The following is a 19,897-nucleotide window of genomic DNA, read 5'->3' as shown; positions in this document are numbered from 1 at the left end:
CACGGAGGAAACAAATGAATTGGAACGAAATTGAAGGACATTGGACGACTCTCAAAGGAAAAGCCAAGGAGCATTTTGGCGACCTCACCGACAACGATCTCACCGAGATCGATGGCAAGAAGGACCAACTCGTTGGCCGGATTCAGCGCACCTACGGCATCACGTTGGAAGAGGCTGAAACCCGCGTTAATCACTTCGTTGACGACGTCAACAACAACAAGGATCGCCTGCTCAACCTCTCGGCCGACGGTGAAGCCGCGCTCAAAGGTGGCGGCGTTGCCGGAGCCGTGGTCGGCGCGATCGCCGGTTCGGCGTTGGGCGCGCTAGGCACCATCGGCGGCGCCATTGCTGGCGGCGCGGTGGGTGGAGCGGCATCGGCCGCCGCCGTGGAAGCCGTAGACAAGTACGATTCCGACGGTTCGCCTGACGAAAAGCAGCCCGAACCGGCCCGCCCACAAGTCGACTAAATTTGCCAAAACCTTCCCTGGCAAAAAAAGCCCGGCCACTTTCGTGAGCCGGGCAACTTGCTTCTTCAGAGAAAGTTTTGTCGCTTAGTTTTCGCCGACGCCATCAAAGTTCGTGGCCAGGATCGTATAGTCGGCGATATCCACAACACCGCTCGCATCGAGGTCGGCGGCGTCGAGCCAGTTCGGCGACGACTGGTTGCCAGCCGTGTTCACGTCTTCATCGAGTACGGCATCGAATGCCAACGCCAGAGCCGAGTAGTCGGCCACGTCGATGATGTTGTTGCCATCCACGTCGCCATTGACCAGCGCCGGGATCACGATTGCACCGCGATCGGCGAAGTCCACCGTTACTGTCTTCGAGAGCCAGTGCGAAGCCTTGACCCAGAGCTTGTACTGACCGCTCGCAAAGGTCGGCGACAGCATCTTGAGGAAGCGACCGTCGGGGCCGAGGTTTTGCGTCCAAGTGGAAACCAAGGTGCCATCCATTTGGCGGAGTTCGAACGTGGTCGGAACCGAGCTTTGCAGGGTGGCCGGATAGCTGCCGAGCGAGGCGGTGCCTCGATAGTTAGTGGACACCTTAGCGAGGGTCGCTTGGTTTGCCGCAATCCAGCTATAGCCGACATGCCATTCGCCGTTTGGCGACATGCCCCACAGGTTGTTCATGCTCGCCGTTTGGCGATCTACGGAGAAGCCGTCCAGGTGATCGTTGAGGAGCACCGAACCGGTTTCGCGAGTCCAGATAAAGGTTCGACCCTCGAAGAACGGGTTGCCGGCCGGCGGAACCACGCGGTAGGTGACCATGTCGGCCGCCTTGCTGATCGAGAAGACCGTGATCGAGCCGGTCATCGGCGGGGTCACCACTTCGGCGGTGCCGTTCAGGCGATCGTACACCCAGAACTTGCCGCTGGTTCCACCGTTACCGGTCATGAATCGACCTTCGCCATCCATGTCAGCAATCGCCGTCAGGTTGGTCGGCACGCCCGCCACCATCGCCGTAATGAGTTGCGGAGCACTCCACACACCGGCGGTCTTCACCCAGAAGTAATTGGGCGAAGTCCCTTCGCGCCAACCCGCGGCAACCGTTCCGTCGAAGTTGATGGCCGCGATGCGACCGTTATTCGTGATGGTCGGATACATGTTCGTGGCACCAGCCGTTGTGGCAACGGCAGCGTTGGCGCGAGCCGAGGGGCTACCCGCGGGCAGGGTTTGGTAGTAGCCTTGACCGGCGATGGTGTTGCCGTCGCCCGAAAGTCCCCAGCTGTTCGAGGCTTCCTTCGTTCCGCTCGAACCGTGGTAGTTCAGGTGGCCGAATTCGGTCCACGAGGAAGTCGTTCGATCGTAGCGAGCCATGGCGCTGTGAACGGCGTTGTCCAGGAACGTGTAGCTGCTATTCAGATTGCCGCTAATCTTAGTGCCGTCTTCGCTGATGTTGGCGCGACCGGTCGTTACGTTGTTACCGCCGATGAGCGTCATCGTGCCGATGTCGGTCCCGGTCATGAAAAAGTACTGGCTGGTGTTGAGGCCCACCGACACGGGAACATCGTTCACAGTGGTCACATCCCAGAACTGAGAAGCGTTCGGGTACAGGTTTACTTGAGCGAAAGCCGCCGGAGCGATGAGAACGGCGAGAAGGGAAAGTCTTTTCATAGTGTTGTCCAAAAGTCGTTGTGATAACGTTATCACAACTTTCTCAAATTAAGCAACCTTGTAAAGAAAACCTTATCATGTCAGGTAAAAATACGGGGCAAGTAAGGTAGTAACGCTTGGGTTCCGTTGAACGTCCAAACCGTATCATGCGAGTTGTCTTGTCGATCGCAGCTTTGGGCGTCGTCGCGCTCTCGTCCGCCGAATTGGTGGCCGCCTTTGGCGCCGAGCGCACCACCGCCGAGTCGGTCCAAAACATCCGGTCTCTGCCTCATGACCTGGTGGGATATGGTCAAGGCGTGCGCGGCAGCGGGTTCGACTTTATGAGCGAGACCGCCACAGTGCAGGTTGCCGACCATCCGAAGCTCGCCTTCACCGAGTCGTTCACCATTTCGCTCTGGGCGTTTCCGCGCTCGCTACCAGGACGCTACTCGCCCAATTCGCAAATCTTCTTCCGCGGCGACGACCGCGATGGCCTTGATCCCTACTGCCTTTGCCTGCGCAAGGACGGCGTGTGGCACTTCGCCATCAACAGCGAGAAGGGCGGCAACTTTATCCAAGCGCCGGCCACGATCGGCCAATGGAGCCACCTCGTCGCCAGCTTCGACGCTTACCGCGGGCGCATGCGCCTGTACGTCAACGACGAGCTCATGGCGCAGAGCTTCACCAGCGAAACCCCGTTTAGTGGCCTCGACATTCAGTGGGATCCCGGCGTATCCATTGGCAACGTCCAGCGCACCCAAGCCAACCGCCACTGGCAACCGTTCGATGGCCTCATCGACGAGATTTTGGTCTACAACGACGCCCGCGCCGTGCCTTCGAATCAGGCATACGTCACGCGCCCACCGCTCAGCCAAACCGCGCCCAAGAAGCTGGGTCTGTTTGGCGACGTCAACAAAAGCACCATTCCCTAGGTCACAAAAAAAGTGGCCACCCTCTGCAGGGTGGCCAAAGAAAGCTTTGAATGAAGCTGTTAGTTGACGGGCTCGGTCGTGCTGCCCGACTTGTAGATGAGCTTTCCGCCAGCCGAGTAGGCTTGGGTGCCCCACAGGTACTTGGTCGGGCTCAGGGTTGCATCGAGCGTGTAGAACTTCGCCGAGGTATCAGCCAGGGTGTAGTTCGCACCGTTGCCGAATCGCTCCGGCGAGGTGTAGCGCATGTGCGTTTGGGTTGCGTTGATCGTGCCGGCGATACAAGCGGCGATGTCCGACTTGACGCGAGCCGTGGTGACGGCCCAGAAGTTGGCCTGAGTGTATTCGGTGGCGTTTTCGCCCACGAATGCGGCGCTGCTGCTAGCCGAGCCGAGCAAGAACGCGTTGGCCGGTCGGTGCGACTTGAAAGCCACGCCCGATGCCGTCGAGGTGTCGTTGATACAACCAACCACGTCGGTCAGCGGAGCCAGCAGAATCGTTTGCGACACGCCTTCGACGGTTGTTTGCGAAACCACGTTGGCGGGGTCAGCCGAGCGGCGCTTGCGCGGCATCAGCGCGGCGTTGGCCGTGTAGCTGAGGCGCGGAGCTTGGTTGTCTTGAATCGTCGGATCTTGCGAAGTTTGGCCGCCGGGAACGCCAGCGCCGTCGTTGTTGGTCGAGGTGCGGAAGTTGGTCGGTGCCATACCCTTGAGCTTGTCGTTCGGGCTCACAAATATCTGCTTGTTCTTGATGTACGGCATGATCGAACCCGACCAGTGGACGTAGCCGCCCGCCGAGTTGTTGTCGTTCGGGTACCAATACGCCGACGGGTAGGTGTCGTCGTTATCGTTGAGGTAGATGGCAATCGCGGTGCCGATCTGCTTCATGTTCGACAGGTCTTGAGTCTTCTTTGCCGAGAGTTTGGCTTGGGTGAAAACCGGGAACAGGATCGCCGCCAGGATCGCGATAATCGCGATAACAACGAGCAGCTCAATGAGTGTAAAGGCCTTTTTCATAACGGTGACACGGGAGAACTCCCACACCAAATGATCCATCGGCAACGTTAGCCCGTCGTTAAGGACTCACTAAGGCAATGTTAAGGGCACCCTAAGCCCGTGGCCTTACCAGGTTCAACCCACCGGGGAAAACCCCGGAGTGAAATTTTACGTAAGGATGTTAAAAGAAGTCAGTGGACGTCATCTTGAACCCATACTTGGAGAAATTGTCCCCCGGTCCCGCCGGGGAAATCATTCTCCGGGATACGTGGCGGCCCGACCCTCTCGCATCCAGCACCCCGCAATTCGGCATGATCAATCATGCCCTCCACGAGCTTCCTCTCGGCCAATACTCGGTGCGGCAACGCGTGCGCACCATGCAAGAGCACGAGCTCCTTTGGCGAGTTCCGGAGATCACCCACTTCTCCCTTGCGGGCGACAATCAGCCGCGCCTGATCGTGCTCCACCCTTGCTGTCCCGACGAACTCGTGCACCTTCTCGACCCGCAGGTCCCCACAATTCAAAAGGGCATGAGCAAGGGTCGGGTCGCTTTCCTTACTGCCGATGGCCAACCCATTCTCCGTGTTGAACCCTTCCGCGAACCCGAATCAGTGGAAACTCGCGTGTGGCTGGAACTTATGGACGAAGAACCGCGCCACATTCACTGGGCCCTCTTCGCCGCCCTCATATTGGCCGAGCAGCACGCCCCCCTCGACGAAGGAATGTCGCAGTACCGGCACACCCTGACCCGATAAAAAAGCTCCCCCGGAATCATTCCGAGAGAGCTCTCAACGAGACGACGAGGCGTCTTAAGCCGTGGCCTGCTTCACCACTTCGGTGAAGGCGGCGGGGTTGGCGATAGCCAACTCGCTGAGCATTTTGCGGTTGACCGCAATTCCCTTCTTGTTCATGCCGTCGATCAGTCGGTTGTACTTCACGCCGTTCAGGTTGCAAGCGGCGGAAATCCGAGCGATCCACAGTCGGCGAAAATCTCGCTTCTTGGCGCGTCGGTCGCGGAAGGCGTATTGGCCCGACTTCATCACCTGCTCGTGAGCACGGCGGAAGACGTTCTTCTTACGACCCCAGTAGCCCTTGGCTCGGTCGATGATCTTCTTGTGGCGCTTGTGGCGCATTAGGCCACGTTTAATTCTTGCCATTGTTGTTGTTCCTCTGTTTGTTCGTTGAGCGGTTTGCTCAGGTCATGACCGGGTCCCAGCCTCAAATGGGCGGTAGCGGTAAGGGATGGTTTCTTCGCCTAGAGAACCAGGAGGCGACGAATGCGCTTGCGCATCGTCTTGTGCACTTCCGGTTCGCCTTCCAGACGGCGCTTTTGGCCGCCGCTTTTGGCTGCGAAGAGGTGGCTGTTACTCGACTTCCTTCGCGTGATCTTGCCCGACCCCGTGATCTTGAATCGCTTCGCCGCCGTCTTGTTCGTCTTGATTTTTGGCATCTTGTTTCGGTCCCTTGCCCTTGACCTTCGGCATCATGATCATTGACATTTGGCGACCTTCAAGGTTCGCCGGTCGTTCGACCACGGCCACATCGGCACAAAGCTCGGCAAAGCGGTCCATCTTTTGTTTGCCAATCTGCGGGTGAACTAGCTCCCGCTGGCGAAACATGCAGACGACCCGCACTTTATCCCCTTCCGCGAAGAACTTGGATGCCGTTTTGGCAAGGTGTCCAAGGTCGTGTTCCGCGATTCGGGGAGTTATCTTTATACCCTTTAATTCTTGTTTGTGCTTCTTGTTCTCCTTGTCCCGCTTCTCTTGGTCGTACTTGTACTTACCGAAGTCGATGACGCGGCAGACCGGGGGGTCGGCGTTGGGAGCAACGAGCACGAGGTCGAGATCGACCGAGCGAGCCAGTTCGAGGGCGTCGCGCGATGTCATCACGCCTTTTTGTTCGCCATCGGCCATGAGCACGCGAACTTCTTTCATCCGCAGCAACCGCCCATTGATCATGGGTCCCTCTTCGCGGCGAGGGGGACGGCGGAATCCACCACGTTTAGGCGGAATAGTGACTAACCTCCAGGGAAATCATCATGTGTTTCGTCTTCATTATAGCGTCGGCAGAATTCATCCATCCGCTTAGGCTCAAATCCTTTGACGTCTGGCACCGGAAAAGCGGTGCAGGTACAGTCTTTGACTATGACGCGGTGGTGGCTGGCCGGAGCGATTTTGGCCCCGATGGTGGCGAAGGCGGGCGACTATGATCGCCCCATTTTTTATCTGTCCGGCGGCAAATCGTGGCAGATTCTCGGGTCGCAAGACTTGCGCAATGGCTACGGCCTGCACGTGCAATTCGCGAAACCCGACAAGCGCCTGAGTTTCCGCCAAAATCGAGCCAAATTGGTGTGGGAGGGCTACTACATGCACTCCACCGGCGGCCGCCCCAATCGCACCGACGACATCCAAACGAACCTCGGGGTGCTCGCCATGGGCCGCTTTGAGCAAGGTCAACCCGGCTCGGCCCGTTGGTATTGGGAAGCGGGTTGGGGACTTCAGTACATCAGCCGCCTTGGACCTGATATCAACCTGCACTTCAACAGCACGCCCACCTTCGGCGCGGGCTACGTGATTCCGATGGGGAGCCGCGAAATGTGGCTCGGCGCGCGCTACCTGCACATCAGCAACGGCGGGTTCCGTAAACCGAACCAAGGCCAAAACTGGATGCAGCTTTTGGTCGGAGTGAAGTTCTAACCTTGCCCAACGTTCGCTACGAACTCCTCAAATTCTGTCCGCACACCGGTGCTCGCCGTGGGCGTCTCCACACACCGCACGGCACCGTTGAGACGCCGTGCTTTATGCCGGTGGGCACGCAAGGCTCGGTCAAAACGCTCGGCTCCGAAGATGTTGAGGCGCTCGGTTTCGAACTCATTCTGGCGAACACCTACCACCTGGATTTAAGGCCGACCTCCGAACTGGTGGAGCGAGCCGGGGGCCTTCACGAGTTCATGTCGTGGCGCGGGGCGATCCTCACCGACTCCGGAGGCTATCAGGCCATGAGCCTGAGCAAGATGAACAAAATTTCGGACGAGGGCGTGCTATTCAAAAGCCATCTCGACGGACACGAAGTCATGCTCACGCCGGAGAAGTCAATCCAGATTCAGGCCCGGCTCGGCGTGGACATCTCGATGGCGCTCGACGTTTGCCCGCCCTACCCTTGCACTCGCGATGAGGCCGCCGCGGCGATGGTGCGCACTCACGAATGGGCGCCCCGCAACTTGGCGGCGCGCGGCGAAGCGCAGGCGATTTTTGGCATTGTGCAGGGCGGCGTTCACGAAGACCTTCGGCGCGAATCGGCGGCGTTTTTGAGCGATCAGCCGTTCGATGGGTTTGCGATCGGCGGAGTGTCGGTGGGCGAACCGACCGAGATGCAGTACCCGGTGGTGCAACTCGCCGCGCCGCTGTTGCCCGCCGACAAGGCGCGGTACCTCATGGGCGTGGGCCATCCCCAGGATATTTTGCATGCGGTGTCGTGCGGGGTGGACATGTTCGACTGCGTGTTGCCCACGCGCATGGCGCGGCACCAGTGCCTTTACACTCTGCGGGGGCGCGTGAACGCGGCCGGGGCGCGCTGGGCGGAGCACTTTGGCCCGCACGATCCGGACTCCGTGTTTCCCAGCACCGAGCGATATTCGGCGGCGTACCTCCGCCACCTGTTCAAGGCCAACGAGCCGTTTGCCGCGCGGCTGGCAACCTTGCACAATCTGGCGTTTTACGCCCGGCTGATGCAGGAGATTCGGACCGCAATTGACGAGGAATCGTGGCCGGCGCTGCGCGACCGCTACGCCCACGTCGGGGATTAATTCGGGTACTATCCTTGCTCGGAACGCGCTCGTAGCTCAGTGGATAGAGCATCAGCTTGCGGAGCTGAGGGTCGGAGGTTCGAGTCCTCTCGAGCGCGCCAAACTCCAAACAATTTGTTCCGGAGACATGGGTGACACCTTGTCCTGGCAAACCATCCGCAACTACCGGGCTAGGTGGCTCGTCTGTAAAGGCATATGCTGCGTCAATTTGCCCTATTCCTGCTCCTGATCCTGGCGTTGGTTGCGCCGGCCCAGACGAAGGAGCGGATTATCGCGCCGGGCGACACGGTTCGCCTGACCTGCGAGGAGGAGCCAAGCCTCAACGGCCCCTACAAGATCACCCGCGACGGGCTGATTGTCATGAAGTTCATCGGCGCGGTGAAGGTCAGCGGATTGACCACCGCCGAATCGGGCCTTAAGATCCGCGACCAATTGCTCTTGCATCGCGTGTTGACTCAGGCCACCATCACGATCACGTTCCCAAACGAGGCCACGCCGAGCAAACCGGTGCGCTTTGAGGGCGCGGTAAAGCTGGCGAGCGAGATTCCGTTCACCGATAAGATGAAGCTCGCCGACGTGATTAAGCTGGCCGAACCGACTTCGGCGGCGAACCTCATGGCGATTGAAATCATCAGCGAGTCGCAGAAGAAAGCCATTTACGAGTTCCCTCGCGAGAACCCGGAAATCAAGCCCGGCGACGTGGTGTTTTTCCCGCTTGTGATCACGCGCACCGGCACGATTTCGGTGCTCGGCGGAGTGGTGAAGCCCGGCGTGCAAACCTGGAGCGACGGCCTGACCGCGCGCCTCGCCATTAAGGCGGCCGGTGGCTTCGACGCCCTCGGCAATTCGATGCGCGTGCGGCTCGAACGCGAGAGTCAGTCCCCGCGCAATCTCGACCTCAGCAAAGACGAGACCGACGCGGAACTCGTGCCGGGCGATCGCCTGATCATCGAACTCAACCCCGTGCGACGATTCGTGTTCATGTCGGGCCAGACCGTCAAGTCGGGCGCGATGGAGTTTGTTGACGGCCTCACGCTGACGCAAGCGATTCAGATGGCGGGCGGCTTGATCCCCGACGCCAAGGTCAGGGAAGTCAAGATTTACGAATCCGCTGCCCGCGGCAATGGCAAGCTCAAAGGCACGTACAACCTGGAAAAAATCCTGCAAGGTTATGTCGGCGACGTGAAGCTGGTCCCCGGCGACCGGATTGAAGTCGGCAAGGTGACGCGTCGCCGGTGAGGCCGCGCTGGGACCGAACGCAGGGTCGCCCCGAGCCGATAGCCGCGCTCAACCGCATTCCTGAACGAGAGAACGGCGAGCCGCTCCTGAGTCTCGCTGAGGCGTGCCCCAGCGTGCGCGTATTGCGCCCGCAGGTCATTCCTTGGCTCCGCGCGAGCGTCTGCGCCAAGATCGAGGCGGCAGCCGCCAGCCTGCCGGAGGGCGTGTACCTTTCGGTGTGGGATGCCTGGCGCTCGCTTGACCGGCAGCGCAAGATTTACGAATGGATGACGCGCTGCGCGATCGAGGTGTTTGGCGAGTTGCCGCCCGCCGTGTTGCGACGCCGCATCAATCGCTGGGTGGCTCCGTGGGATCAGCCGGCTCCGCCGGGCCACTGCACCGGCGCGGCGGTGGATGTGGCGCTAGTTAACGACGACAACGAGGAGCTTGACGTGACCTCTCCGTACCCGCGATTCATCGCCGCGCCCACCTACACCCTCGGCCTCACCAACGAGGCTCAGGCGAACCGCTCGATGCTGGTGCAGGCAATGCTCGCGCAGGGGTTCTCCAATTGCCGCGACGAATATTGGCACTACAGCTACGGCGATGCGGGTTGGGCGGTGCGGGTTGGCGAACCCGAGTGCTTCTACGGCGTCGCGCCGCTTCCGGATGAGTTCCACGCGGCCCATGATGAGCTTTGGCTGCAGCGATTACTCGAGCGGCCCAACCCCTTTTTGGAAGGCAAGTAAGCGTTATACTGGCGGAATGCTCGGCGCATTTGCCCTCGCCACTTCCCTGCTTTTCGCGGACAAGGACTATCATCAGCGGCCGCCTTACGCGGCGGAGATTCCGACCCCGCAATCGGTGCTCGGATTCGCCATCGGCACGCGCCACACCGACGTGCTGCTGCAAGAAAAGGTGGTCACCGCCATCGCCAACGCTGCGCCCGATCGCGTCGTGCGCATGGATTACGGGCGGAGCACCGAGGGACGTCCGCTGCGGGTTTTCGCCATCTCTTCCCCGGCAAACATCAAGAATCTGAGCCAGATTCAGCGCGATATCGCGAGCGTCAACGCCGAGCCGGGCTCGGCTAAAGCGGCAGAAATTATTCGCAAATCGCCCGCCATCGTGTGGATCAACCAGTGCATCCACGGCGACGAGACCGCGTCGTTCGAATCGTCCATGGAACTTATGTATAACTTGGTCGCTTCTCGTGATCCCAAGGTGATGGCCGCGATGGAGAACGTCGTCGTGATCCTGAACCCCGTGTACAACCCCGACGGCCACGACCGCTACATTACGGCCTACAACTCGATTCCGCAAGGCAACCCCGAGCGCGGCTCGTACGATCGCAGCGTGCCGAGCGCCTTCATGGGCCGGGCGAACCACTATCGGTTCGACATGAATCGCGACCGCGTGGCGATGAGCCAGGCCGAAACCCGCCAAGAAGTGCGCATGTTTCTGCAGTGGAACCCCCAAGTTTATGTGGACCAGCACGGTCAGGTGGAGACGTACTTCTTTCCGCCCGTCCAGCAATCGGTGAACGCCAATGTAGATCGCGCGCGGTACGAAAAGTGGACCGACATCTTCGGGCGGGCGACCGGCAAGACGTTCGACAAGCAAGGCTGGACGTACTACATCCGCGACCAATTTGACTTTTTCAACGTGTGCTACCTCGACTCGCACACAACGCTGATGGGCGCCATCGGCATGACGCACGAAACCGACGGCGGTCGCGTGGTGTCGCAGCGTCGCTCCGATGGAACGATCCTGACGCTCGCGGATGGCATTGAAAAGCACTTGGCCTCGGCGATCGCGGTGGTGATGAGCGCCGCCGACAAGCGCGAGGAGCTACTTTCCAGCTACAAAACCTACAAAGAACGCGCCGTTTCGGGCGCTCATGCCGGCCCCATGAAGCGCGTCGTGGTGACCAGCGCCGAGCCGCGCGAACTTCGCCGGATGGCGACGTTGCTCGATCGGTCGGGCATAAAGTCGAGCTTTGCCGCGAATTCTTGGTCGCAGGCAAACGCCCACAACTATTGGACCGGCGCGAAGGAAACCGCCAAGTTCCCCGCCGGTTCGTTGGTGATTGACATGGCGCAGTCGCAAGGGCCGCTGGCCAAAGCGCTCTTGGAACCGACCGCCGAGTTTGAGCCGGAGTTTATCAAGCGCCAAATCAGCCTAGCGAAGAATCTCAAAAACGACCGACCCGACCCGGAATTGGACAGCTACGAGTTCTATGACAGTACGGCGTGGTCGCTTCCGTATAGCTTTAACCTCAAAGCTTGGTGGTGCGAGGACGCGCCGAAGGTGGCCAGCATGAATCAGCCACGCCTCGACGCGCCGCTGCCGCTCTCGCCGGTGGGCTACTTCTTCCGCTACACCGACCAAGAAGATATTCTCGCCGCCGCTCGGTTGCTGCAACGCGGCGTAAAGATTTCCGTGGTCACCCGCGAAATCAAGGCCGGTGGCGAAATTCTTGCCCCGGGCACATTCTTAATCCTCAAGGCACGTAACGATCAAAAGTCGCTGCAGGCGTTGTTGGAAGAGGGCGCGCCGACCGTGCAGGCTCTCGCCACCAGTTACCCCGACGAGGGCCGCAACGGCCCGGGGAGCGGGTCTGTTATGCAACTGGTTGCGCCGCGCATCGGCATTGCCTTTGGCGATGCGGGTCGCTTGGCCGGGGGCGCGACCTGGTACCTGATGGAACAAGAGTTTAAGTTCCCGTTCGAAAGTATCACGACCTCGGCGCTGAGCGGCGACCTGAGCGGATTCACCACGATCGTCGTTCCGGAAGGGGCGATGAACGCGTTCCCGAGCAAGCTCAAGGAGTGGGTCTCGGCGGGCGGCACCCTGGTGTGCCTCGGTGGCGGCAGCTGGGCGACCGGCGAAAGCAACGCCGGGAAAGTCGAGTCGAAATCCACCGCCGAAAGCCTGCCGGGCACCTTTTTCCGGGCAAGCCTGGATGCCTACCATTGGCTGAGCTACGGCTACCCACGCAACGGATACGCGCCGATCACCATGAGCGTGCCGCTCGAAGGCGATTCCTTCTACAAGACGCCAGAGGGCGGCGGGGTGGTTGATCTGGCCGCCGACCCCAAGACCACGCGCTGGCTCTCAGGATGGACCTTCCCCGACAGCGACAAGGAACTCGCCGGGACTTCGTGGTTGCTGAGCAAATCGCTCGGCCGCGGCCAGGTCGTGCTGTTCTCGCAGGATCCGACGTGGCGGGCGCAATATCCCGGCCTCTGGAAGCTGTATCTGAACGCGCTGTTCTTGGGCTCGATGCAATAGATGAATTACGCCGAGGCCCTCGCCTACGTGCACGGATTGGCCCCGCGCGGGTGGCGCATGGGGCTGGACCGGATGCACGAGTTCGCCCGCCGCGCGAGCCTGGAAGTCGGCCCCGAGCGCAAGTTTCTGCATATCGCGGGCACGAACGGCAAAGGCTCAACCACGGCGTTTGTGCAGAGTCTTCTGCGCGAGCACGTCGCCCGCGAGGGCGCGTTTTTCAGCCCGTTTGTTTACGACCCGCGCGAGCGAGTGCAAGGGCCGGATGGTTACATTCCGGAGGCTGACTTTGCGCGGATCGTGACCGAACTCGAACCGCTCGTCGAGGAACTAGAAGCCTCTGAGTTTGAACTGAAGACCACTATCGGGTTCAAGTTTTGGGCCGAGCAGCATTGCCAAGCCGTTGCTCTTGAGGTGGGGCTGGGCGGGCGGCTCGATGCGACCAACATTTGCGTCCCGGCGGCCACCGCGATTGTGAGCATTGGCCTCGACCACCAAGCCATTTTGGGCGACACCATCGAGCTCATCGCCGCCGAAAAAGCGGGCATCATCAAGCCAGGCGTGCCGGTGGTCCTCGGGAGTCTCCCCGAAGCCGCGGAGCGCGTCATCCGCGCGATAGCCGACGAGCGCGGCGCGCCGATTGTGCGCCCAGAGCCGCCTGCGCACACGCCAACGAAACTAAGGGGGAGCATGATGCCGCACAACTTCGCGGTCGCGTTGGCGCTCTTTGGGGCGGCTGGTTACACAGCTGATCCGGCGAGCGTTCAACGGGCCGCCGCCACCGCCACCTGTCCGGGCCGGTACGAGCACCGCGAGATTAATGGCCGCCTTTGGATATTGGACGGCGCGCACAACGCCGATTCGGCCCGAGCGCTCGCCGAAAGCCTCGCGCAGGACGGGCACCACGACCTTGTGCTGATCACCAACGTGCTGCACGGTCACAACCCCAGCGAGGTGTTCGCCGCGCTGGCACCGTTTTGCGCCGAGGCACGGGTCGTGCCGATCGACTTTCACCGCGCCCGCGCGGTCGAGGAGACCGCCGCCTTGCTTCGCGAGCACATCCCCGACACAGTGGCAAACACAACTTTGGCGGCGGGTCTTGAGGACCTGCCGCCAAATTGCACCGTGCTGGTCACCGGGAGCTTTTATCTCCTCGGCGACGTCCACCGATACCTCAGTTGTCGTAGTTGATCGTGGTTTCGCTCACTACATAGTCCTTTTTGTTGACCAGGCAGCGGAACTTGAACTTGCGACGGGTGCCACCCGCGCTCGTGACTTCGGCTTCGCCGGTCACTTCATAAAGCAGGTTGCCCGCATCCTTGCGCGACGGCTGCCAGAAGCGCAGATCGTACTGGTTACCAAAATCCCGGGCAATGCGAGCGCGAACGGCTTCGCGAGCGGCGTCTTCCGGACTCTTGATGATCGGCGGAGTCGGCGGCTTCGGACGATCCGGCTGCTCGCGACCGAGGTTTAGATCGTAGCGCGAGATGCGACCCCGAGTGTTGTCCACAGTTGCCGTGAAGTCAAAGTCGCGAAGTTCCTTACCGAGTTGGAACGTGCCGTTACCGGTCGAGATATCCTGATCGCGATCGCGGCGAAGCGACGACTTTCGGAACGTGATTCGCGTGTTGTTTCCATGCTTACGGCGGATGTCGGCGATCACTCGGTCTTCAACCGCCTCGCGCGATTGTTGCTCGCTCCAGCCGATTTGTTCCCGATCTAAGTCGTAACGAGTCGAGAGCGCGCGTTGCCGATAAGTATCCACCGAAACATCAAACGTGAAGTTGCGTCGGTCTTCGCCACGCCGAACAATATATCCGGCGCCCGTCACATCAACGCGGTCGCGCCCAGCATCCCGCTTGTTCGCCTTGGTAAACACGACATCGTAGCCGCGGCCCTCGCGACGGGAAATCTCGTCCTCCACTGCCCGCTTGGCAATTTGCACCGAAGGCGGATCGCCAGCCAGGGCAAAGTGGGCGGCCAAAGCCAAACCGATTACTGCAAACTTTTTCATCATCATTAGTTTAACGAACCTGCTTATCAAATGCCATGTTTAGCTTAAAAATACTGGGCATTATTCCCTAACTTTGAGCGACGATCCTGACAATTCTATCAGCCCCGTTGAGCACCACATAGATCGCGCCATCGGGTCCCACACGCACGTCGCGCACTCGGCCCATGTCGCGCAAGATCGTTTCTTGAGAGACCATCTTGCCGTCCTTTAGGCGAATGCGATCGAGGTTTCCACCGGCCAAACCACCAGCCACAAAGTCGCCACGCCACGCCTTAAACTTCGGCGAGTTCACCACCGCCAGACCGCTCGCGCCGATGCTGGGAAGCCAACGGAAGGCGGGCATTTTGAAGTTTTGGTCCGCCGAGGGGTAGGCCGTGGTCAACACGGTGTCGTTGTAATTGATGCTAAATGCGATCTTCGGCCAGCCGTAGTTGGCTCCTTTGTCGATGACGTTCATTTCGTCGCCGCCTCGCGGACCGTGCTCAGTGTCCACGAGTTCACCGCTGAGACCCTGCGCCAGACCCTGCGGGTTGCGGTGGCCATAGCTCCAAATGGAGCCCAGCGCGCCTTGGCGCGCCACAAATGGGTTGTCCTTGGGCACCGACCCATCCTCGTTCAGGCGATGAATCTTGCCGTTGGTGCGCGTGAGGTCCTGCGCGAGTTCGCCGCTGCCGCGCTCGCCGGTGCTAAAGAAGATGTGACCCGTGCCGTCGAACACGATCTTGCAACCGAAGTGCACGCCGCTTCGCACATATTGGCGATCGGGCGCAGTCCAGATATCCTGCTGACTCACCCAATCGAAGTCGCCGCCGTTTGCCTTCAGCTTCCCGCGAACCAGTCGCGTCATCGCGCCGTTCGATTTGGGATCGGCAAACGAGAGGTATACCCAGCCGTTCTTTTTGTAGTCGGGGTGAACCGCGACCTCCATTTGGCCGCCTTGACCCATCTCCACCGTGGGTGGTAATCCGTTAATGGTTCCGGTAGCTTTGCCGCCCGTGAGCACCGAGATGCCGCCGGGGCGGTTGGATACGAGCATCCGACCATCGGGCAGCCAGTCCAGCGACCAGGGCGTGCGCAAGCCTTGCTTGGTGTCAACCACCTCTTCGATGCGGTACTTGATGCCGCCCGATTCGTACATTCCGCCCGTGGCCTTGGGCTTTGTCTCCTCGCGCAACGCATCGCGCTGAAGTTCGCGAATGTGCACGACCATGGCCCACACGGTGGCGTCGTCCATGCTCTCGCCAAAGGGCTCCATCCCCATGTCCTTCACGCCGTTCTTAATCGCATCGAAGAACGGCTTATCCCACTTTTGGTGGTACTTATCGAGCGTAAGGAGTGAGGGCGTGCCGCCGCCACCGCCTTCGGCTCGCCGACCGTGGCAGTTGCCACAGTTCGTGTCGTAAATCGCGGTGACGCTGCGGCCCTGAACTTGGATTTTTTTGGCCGGCTCTTTGGCCGAAGCTTCTTCTTTCGGGGCGCAGGCAAGGGCGGCTAACACCGCCAGGGGTCCGATCAACCAAATTGGTCGCATGCTTCGCATCTTAGCGTAAACTACGGTTATGATTCACACCCGGTCGCATGTTGCCCCTGTCACGCGGAACGCGGGCATGCCACTTGACCAAAGTTGGGTGGAAGAAACGGTCATTAATCGCAGTGCCGTGGAGCGCCGCGCCGCTACCTTGGGCGGTCGCCGAACGGTTAAGAAGGCATGGCAAGCGGCTTGGCTCTTGCGGGCGGTTGAGTGCATTGACCTAACCACCCTGAGCGGCGACGACACCGAAAGCAATGTCCACCGCCTGTGCGCCAAGGCCAAGCAACCCGTGCGGCAAGACTTGCTCGACGCGCTCGGGGTCGGGCCGATTCGCACCGGCGCCGTGTGCGTGTATCACAACTACGTGGAGGCTTGCGTGAAGAATCTGGCCGGCAGCGGCATCCCCGTCGCCGCAGTGAGCACCGGCTTTCCGGCGGGGTTGTCGCCGTTCCGCGAGCGCATTCACGAAATCAAGGCGAGCGTCCAATCTGGCGCGTCGGAAATTGACATCGTCATCACCCGGGCGCACGTGCTCAACCAAGATTGGCAAGCCCTTTACGACGAGATGCAGCAGTTCCGCGAGGCATGCGGCGAAGCCCACGTGAAGGCGATTTTGGCCACGGGTGAGCTCGGCACGCTCTCGAATGTCGCGCGCGCGAGCCTGGTGTGCATGATGGCCGGGGCGGACTTTATCAAGACCTCGACCGGCAAGGAGTCGGTCAACGCGACCATTCCCTTTGGCCTCGTGATGTGCCGAATGATCCGCGACTACGAGGATCGGACGGGCTTTAAGGTGGGCTTCAAACCGGCCGGCGGAATCCGCACGGCGAAGCAGTCGCTGGACTTTCTCACGCTCATGCGCGAGGAGTTGGGGCCACGATGGCAACAGCCCGACCTCTTCCGCATCGGCGCTTCGACGCTACTCAGTGATATCGAGCGGCAGTTAGAGCACTACTTGACGGGCCAGTATTCGGCGTACAATCGCCACCCGATGGCCTAGCTGCCCCAGATCACCTTGTTGGCGTCTTGCTTGGTTTTGTGCTTGGCAAGCGCGTTGAGCAACGCTTGGCGGGTGCCCTTCTGCTCTTCGTACGGCATGCGCAGCATGAGGATGCGTCCGGCTCGCGGCGAAGGCGACGATCCAAGCGCGGAGTAGGCAGCAATGCGCGTGTCCGAATTGGGATCGTAAGTGAACTTGCGAAGCATGTCGAGGAACTCTGGGCGATTCGTACCCATAAACAGTTGGCAGAATCGGCGACGCACTTGACCGCGCGGCTTGGTGCGACGAATGTACGCCTTCACCAGGTCCGGGTGCTCTGGAAACTTGCGCGTGAGTTCGGCAATGGCCATCGCCACTTCTTCTTCTGGCTCGGCCAGCAGAATCTCAAACACCACCGCTCCTTCAATTTTGTCCGCGTAGGGCAGCAAATTCTTGGCCGCTTGCAACCTGCTTTCGGGCGGCGAATCCTGGTCGCGCATCACGCTCTTGGCGGATTCGACATCCAGCGCCTGTTGCTTGCTGAACCCCGGGTTTTTGGCGTCGCTTGGGTGCGCGATCGAGCTGATCATCCAGCCCATGCCGATTAAAGCGGCGGCGGCAAGAACCTTCGGTCCTTGCTCCTTCAGCCATAGCAAAACGGGGTGTTCGCCAGGATACATGGCGCTCTTTAGATCCATCCTCCCCAGAGTTTTCGGTTCATTCCTCTACTCTTTTGACGAAAAAACCACACAATTTTGTAAATCTTGTGAAAAGGTTGTCACAAACTGGCCCTTTCCGGACAATTAGAAGCAGAGCAAAGCACGTTCTGGTGAGGCAAATTGCCTTCCGAATTGCAAGGCGGGTTGGTTTACTCAATCCGCCTCTATTTTTTTAGCCGTCGGCCGTTTTGTCAAACACTTGCGCCTTCACCCAGATCGGGCAACCCACGCGCAACGCCAACGCAATCGCATCGGATGGCCGGCAATCCACTTCGTACTGGCCGCTGCGGTCTTCGATGAACAGCTTCGCGTAGTAGGTGTTCGTCCAAATGTCGTCGATGAGGACGCGCACCAGGCTTCCGCCCAGGCGATGCAGCAGCGTGCGCATAAGGTCGTGGGTCATCGGGCGGTCGGACTTTTCGCCCTCGAACGCCATGCTGATAGCGGTCGCTTCAAACAAGCCGATGATGATCGGCACCCGGCGACCGGACTCGTCGGCGAGCATGACAAACCGCTGCACCGAGCCATTGGTTTCGGCGACGTAAAGACCCTCGACAGTCACTTCTACCGGCTCAGATTCAACCTGTTCCTCCTCGTCCTCTTCGTACGGAAAGAACGCAGGCGGCTGGTTTAGCTGATCGTCAAACTCATCCGGCATGGCAGAAAGGTACCTAGTTCAGGACGCGTCCGGCAAGGTAGGCGTTGTAGGGCAAGCACGAAGAGAGCTCGGGATTCTCGTACAGGGGTAACGCTTTGGCCAGTGCCCGGGCCGTGTCAACGCTCGTCAGGCACGCGATTCCGGTTTCGATGCAGGTGCGGCGAATGAGTTTTGCCTCGATGGTGCTCTGCTTGCCATGGGTGGGCGTGTTGATCATTAGGCGGACTTGCCCAGCCCGGATCAGGTCCACGAGATTTTCGCCGCCGTCCAGCATCTTGTTGACCAGCCGAGCTTCGATTCCGGCTTGTTGTAACACGGCGTGCGTTCCGGCGGTGGCGGCGATGGGAATGCCGAATTTTCTTAGCTGCTCGGCAATCTCGACGGCGAACATCTTGTCGCGATCATCGAGCGTAAGCACGACATAACCGCTACTTTTGAACGTGACATGGCTGGCGATGAGCGCCTTGTAGAGCGCGGCCTCGAACGTGAAGTCCAGGCCCATAATCTCGCCGGTGGACTTCATTTCCGGGCCGAGGCTCGGCTCGACCTTGCTGAGTTTTTGGAAGCTAAACACGGGTGCCTTCACGGCGTAGAACGGGGCGGTGGCTTCGAGGGCATCGGCGTTCATGTCGCCCACCGGCATCACCCAGCCGGGTCGTCCACCCGCGGCGACCTGCCAGAGGCCGCTCACGAAACCAAGTTCCTTTAGGGTCTTGCCCATCATGCACTGCGTCGCCAACTGCACCATCGGAATTCCGGTGACCTTGCTCAAGTAAGGCACCGTGCGGCTGGCGCGCGGGTTGACTTCGAGCACGTACGCCTGGTTGTCGCGAATCACGAACTGGATGTTCATCAGGCCACGCACGTCAAGGCGACGCGCGATCTGGCACGCGGCGCGCACCATCTCGACTTGCACTTCGCCGCTCAACGTCACCGGCGGATACACCGCCATCGAGTCGCCGCTGTGCACGCCGGCGCGTTCAATGTGTTCCATCACGCCCGGCACAAGGGTGTCGCTGCCGTCGGAAATCACGTCAACTTCGGCTTCCTGACCCAAAATGTATTCGTCCACCAGCACCGGCTGGCCAGGGTTGGCGTCAGCGGCTTCGGCAAAAAAGTGAGCCAGCTGATCGTCGTCGAAGCAGATTTCCATGGCCCGACCGCCGAGCACAAAGCTGGGCCTGACAAGCACGGGATAGCCGACTTCGGCAACAACGCGCTGGGCGTCGGCGACGCTCGTCACGGCTTTGCCACGCGGCTTGCGAATGCCGAGTTCGTTGAGCAACGCGTCGAACTGGTCACGATCTTCGGCGAGAGCGATGGCGCGAGGCTGCGTTCCCAGCACGCTCACGCCGGCGGCGTCCAGGTGCTCCGCGAGGTTGATGGCGGTCTGGCCTCCGAACTGGCAAACCACTCCGCGCGCGCCGGTGGCGCGCACCACGGCGACTACATCATCGAGCGTCACGGGCTCAAAAAACAGGCCGTCGCCGGTATCAAAATCGGTGGAAACCGTCTCGGGATTGTTGTTGATGATCTGGGCTCGGTAGCCCATTTCGTTGAGCGCCCACACGCAGTGAACGCAGGAATAATCAAACTCAATCCCCTGACCGATGCGGATCGGCCCCGAGCCGAGAACGAGGATGGAGTCTGGCATGCTCCGAC

At 60.3% G+C, this 19,897-nt stretch carries 20 protein-coding genes and 1 tRNA gene; 11 read left to right on the top strand and 10 right to left on the bottom strand.

The features are described from left to right. The first annotated feature begins 14 nt into the window (after nt 1-14). Nucleotides 15-467, top strand: coding sequence for a CsbD family protein (locus JNJ45_04420; GenBank protein ID MBL8047907.1), 453 nt, complete (start codon nt 15-17; stop codon nt 465-467). A gap of 84 nt (nt 468-551) precedes the next feature. Here JNJ45_04420 and JNJ45_04415 read toward each other — a convergent pair whose 3' ends face one another. Next, nucleotides 552-2,114, bottom strand: coding sequence for a hypothetical protein (locus tag JNJ45_04415; protein ID MBL8047906.1), 1,563 nt, complete (start codon nt 2,112-2,114; stop codon nt 552-554). 146 nt (nt 2,115-2,260) lie between these two features. Here JNJ45_04415 and JNJ45_04410 point away from each other — a divergent pair, with 146 nt between their 5' ends. Next, nucleotides 2,261-3,025, top strand: coding sequence for a LamG domain-containing protein (locus JNJ45_04410; GenBank protein ID MBL8047905.1), 765 nt, complete (start codon nt 2,261-2,263; stop codon nt 3,023-3,025). Nucleotides 3,026-3,084: 59 nt separating this feature from the next. Here the strand turns inward: JNJ45_04410 and JNJ45_04405 are convergent, their stop codons facing one another. Further along, nucleotides 3,085-4,038 (bottom strand): prepilin-type N-terminal cleavage/methylation domain-containing protein, encoded by a 954-nt coding sequence (locus tag JNJ45_04405; GenBank protein MBL8047904.1) that lies wholly within the window; start codon nt 4,036-4,038, stop codon nt 3,085-3,087. 290 nt (nt 4,039-4,328) lie between these two features. Between JNJ45_04405 and JNJ45_04400 the strand changes: the two genes are divergently transcribed. Further along, nucleotides 4,329-4,772 carry a hypothetical protein gene (locus tag JNJ45_04400; protein MBL8047903.1) on the top strand — a complete coding sequence of 148 codons (444 nt, stop codon included), beginning with the start codon at nt 4,329-4,331 and terminating at the stop codon, nt 4,770-4,772. 54 nt (nt 4,773-4,826) lie between these two features. On the opposite strand, the gene rplT is transcribed toward JNJ45_04400, so the two are convergent. From rplT to JNJ45_04385, 3 genes are all read right to left on the bottom strand, one after another. Beyond that, on the bottom strand, nt 4,827-5,174 hold the full coding sequence (rplT, locus tag JNJ45_04395) for a 50S ribosomal protein L20 (protein ID MBL8047902.1): 348 nt from the start codon (nt 5,172-5,174) through the stop codon (nt 4,827-4,829). 98 nt (nt 5,175-5,272) lie between these two features. Then, nucleotides 5,273-5,467 carry a 50S ribosomal protein L35 gene (gene rpmI, locus JNJ45_04390; GenBank protein MBL8047901.1) on the bottom strand — a complete coding sequence of 65 codons (195 nt, stop codon included), beginning with the start codon at nt 5,465-5,467 and terminating at the stop codon, nt 5,273-5,275. Beyond that, nucleotides 5,382-5,933: a translation initiation factor IF-3 gene (locus JNJ45_04385; GenBank protein MBL8047900.1), complete on the bottom strand. Its 552-nt coding sequence runs from the start codon at nt 5,931-5,933 to the stop codon at nt 5,382-5,384. Before JNJ45_04385 ends, rpmI begins: the two co-directional genes overlap by 86 nt. Before the next feature lie 231 nt (nt 5,934-6,164). Between JNJ45_04385 and JNJ45_04380 the strand changes: the two genes are divergently transcribed. From JNJ45_04380 to JNJ45_04350, 7 genes are all read left to right on the top strand, one after another. Further along, nucleotides 6,165-6,716, top strand: coding sequence for an acyloxyacyl hydrolase (locus tag JNJ45_04380; protein MBL8047899.1), 552 nt, complete (start codon nt 6,165-6,167; stop codon nt 6,714-6,716). Between the two features lie 2 nt (nt 6,717-6,718). After that, entirely contained in the window at nt 6,719-7,825 is a 1,107-nt protein-coding gene (gene tgt / locus JNJ45_04375; protein MBL8047898.1) for a tRNA guanosine(34) transglycosylase Tgt, read from the top strand. Nucleotides 7,826-7,850: 25 nt separating this feature from the next. Further along, nucleotides 7,851-7,926, top strand: a tRNA-Arg gene (locus JNJ45_04370). Between the two features lie 94 nt (nt 7,927-8,020). After that, nucleotides 8,021-9,064, top strand: coding sequence for an SLBB domain-containing protein (locus JNJ45_04365; protein MBL8047897.1), 1,044 nt, complete (start codon nt 8,021-8,023; stop codon nt 9,062-9,064). Then, nucleotides 9,061-9,792 carry a D-alanyl-D-alanine carboxypeptidase family protein gene (locus JNJ45_04360; protein MBL8047896.1) on the top strand — a complete coding sequence of 244 codons (732 nt, stop codon included), beginning with the start codon at nt 9,061-9,063 and terminating at the stop codon, nt 9,790-9,792. Before JNJ45_04365 ends, JNJ45_04360 begins: the two co-directional genes overlap by 4 nt. Before the next feature lie 16 nt (nt 9,793-9,808). Next, the gene (locus JNJ45_04355) at nt 9,809-12,337 is read left to right on the top strand and encodes a hypothetical protein (protein MBL8047895.1); all 2,529 of its coding nucleotides are present in this window, start codon (nt 9,809-9,811) and stop codon (nt 12,335-12,337) included. Further along, nucleotides 12,338-13,525 carry a hypothetical protein gene (locus tag JNJ45_04350; GenBank protein ID MBL8047894.1) on the top strand — a complete coding sequence of 396 codons (1,188 nt, stop codon included), beginning with the start codon at nt 12,338-12,340 and terminating at the stop codon, nt 13,523-13,525. It begins immediately after the preceding gene. Here the strand turns inward: JNJ45_04350 and JNJ45_04345 are convergent. Next, nucleotides 13,509-14,348, bottom strand: coding sequence for a hypothetical protein (locus JNJ45_04345; GenBank protein ID MBL8047893.1), 840 nt, complete (start codon nt 14,346-14,348; stop codon nt 13,509-13,511). The genes JNJ45_04350 and JNJ45_04345 overlap by 17 nt on opposite strands. Nucleotides 14,349-14,415: 67 nt before the next feature. Beyond that, nucleotides 14,416-15,879 carry a PQQ-dependent sugar dehydrogenase gene (locus JNJ45_04340; protein MBL8047892.1) on the bottom strand — a complete coding sequence of 488 codons (1,464 nt, stop codon included), beginning with the start codon at nt 15,877-15,879 and terminating at the stop codon, nt 14,416-14,418. A 28-nt stretch (nt 15,880-15,907) separates the two neighbouring features. On the opposite strand from JNJ45_04340, the gene deoC reads away from it, so the two are divergent. Then, on the top strand, nt 15,908-16,879 hold the full coding sequence (deoC, locus tag JNJ45_04335; GenBank protein MBL8047891.1) for a deoxyribose-phosphate aldolase: 972 nt from the start codon (nt 15,908-15,910) through the stop codon (nt 16,877-16,879). Here deoC and JNJ45_04330 read toward each other — a convergent pair. From JNJ45_04330 to carB, 3 genes are all read right to left on the bottom strand, one after another. Continuing rightward, nucleotides 16,876-17,556, bottom strand: a complete 681-nt coding sequence (locus JNJ45_04330) for a HEAT repeat domain-containing protein (protein ID MBL8047890.1) — start codon at nt 17,554-17,556, stop codon at nt 16,876-16,878. The two genes, deoC and JNJ45_04330, sit on opposite strands and share 4 nt — an antisense overlap. A 193-nt stretch (nt 17,557-17,749) precedes the next feature. Then, a complete protein-coding gene (locus JNJ45_04325) occupies nt 17,750-18,235 on the bottom strand; it encodes a bifunctional nuclease family protein (GenBank protein ID MBL8047889.1) in 486 nt (161 codons plus the stop codon). Between the two features lie 13 nt (nt 18,236-18,248). Then, on the bottom strand, nt 18,249-19,889 hold the full coding sequence (carB, locus tag JNJ45_04320; protein ID MBL8047888.1) for a carbamoyl-phosphate synthase large subunit: 1,641 nt from the start codon (nt 19,887-19,889) through the stop codon (nt 18,249-18,251). Nucleotides 19,890-19,897 lie beyond the last annotated feature (8 nt).

The organism is Chthonomonas sp., assembly GCA_016788425.1.
GTDB lineage: Bacteria > Armatimonadota > Fimbriimonadia > Fimbriimonadales > Fimbriimonadaceae > JAEURQ01.
The sequence above is the reverse complement of the archived record's forward strand: the minus strand, read 5'-3'. Positions and strand labels throughout refer to the sequence as shown.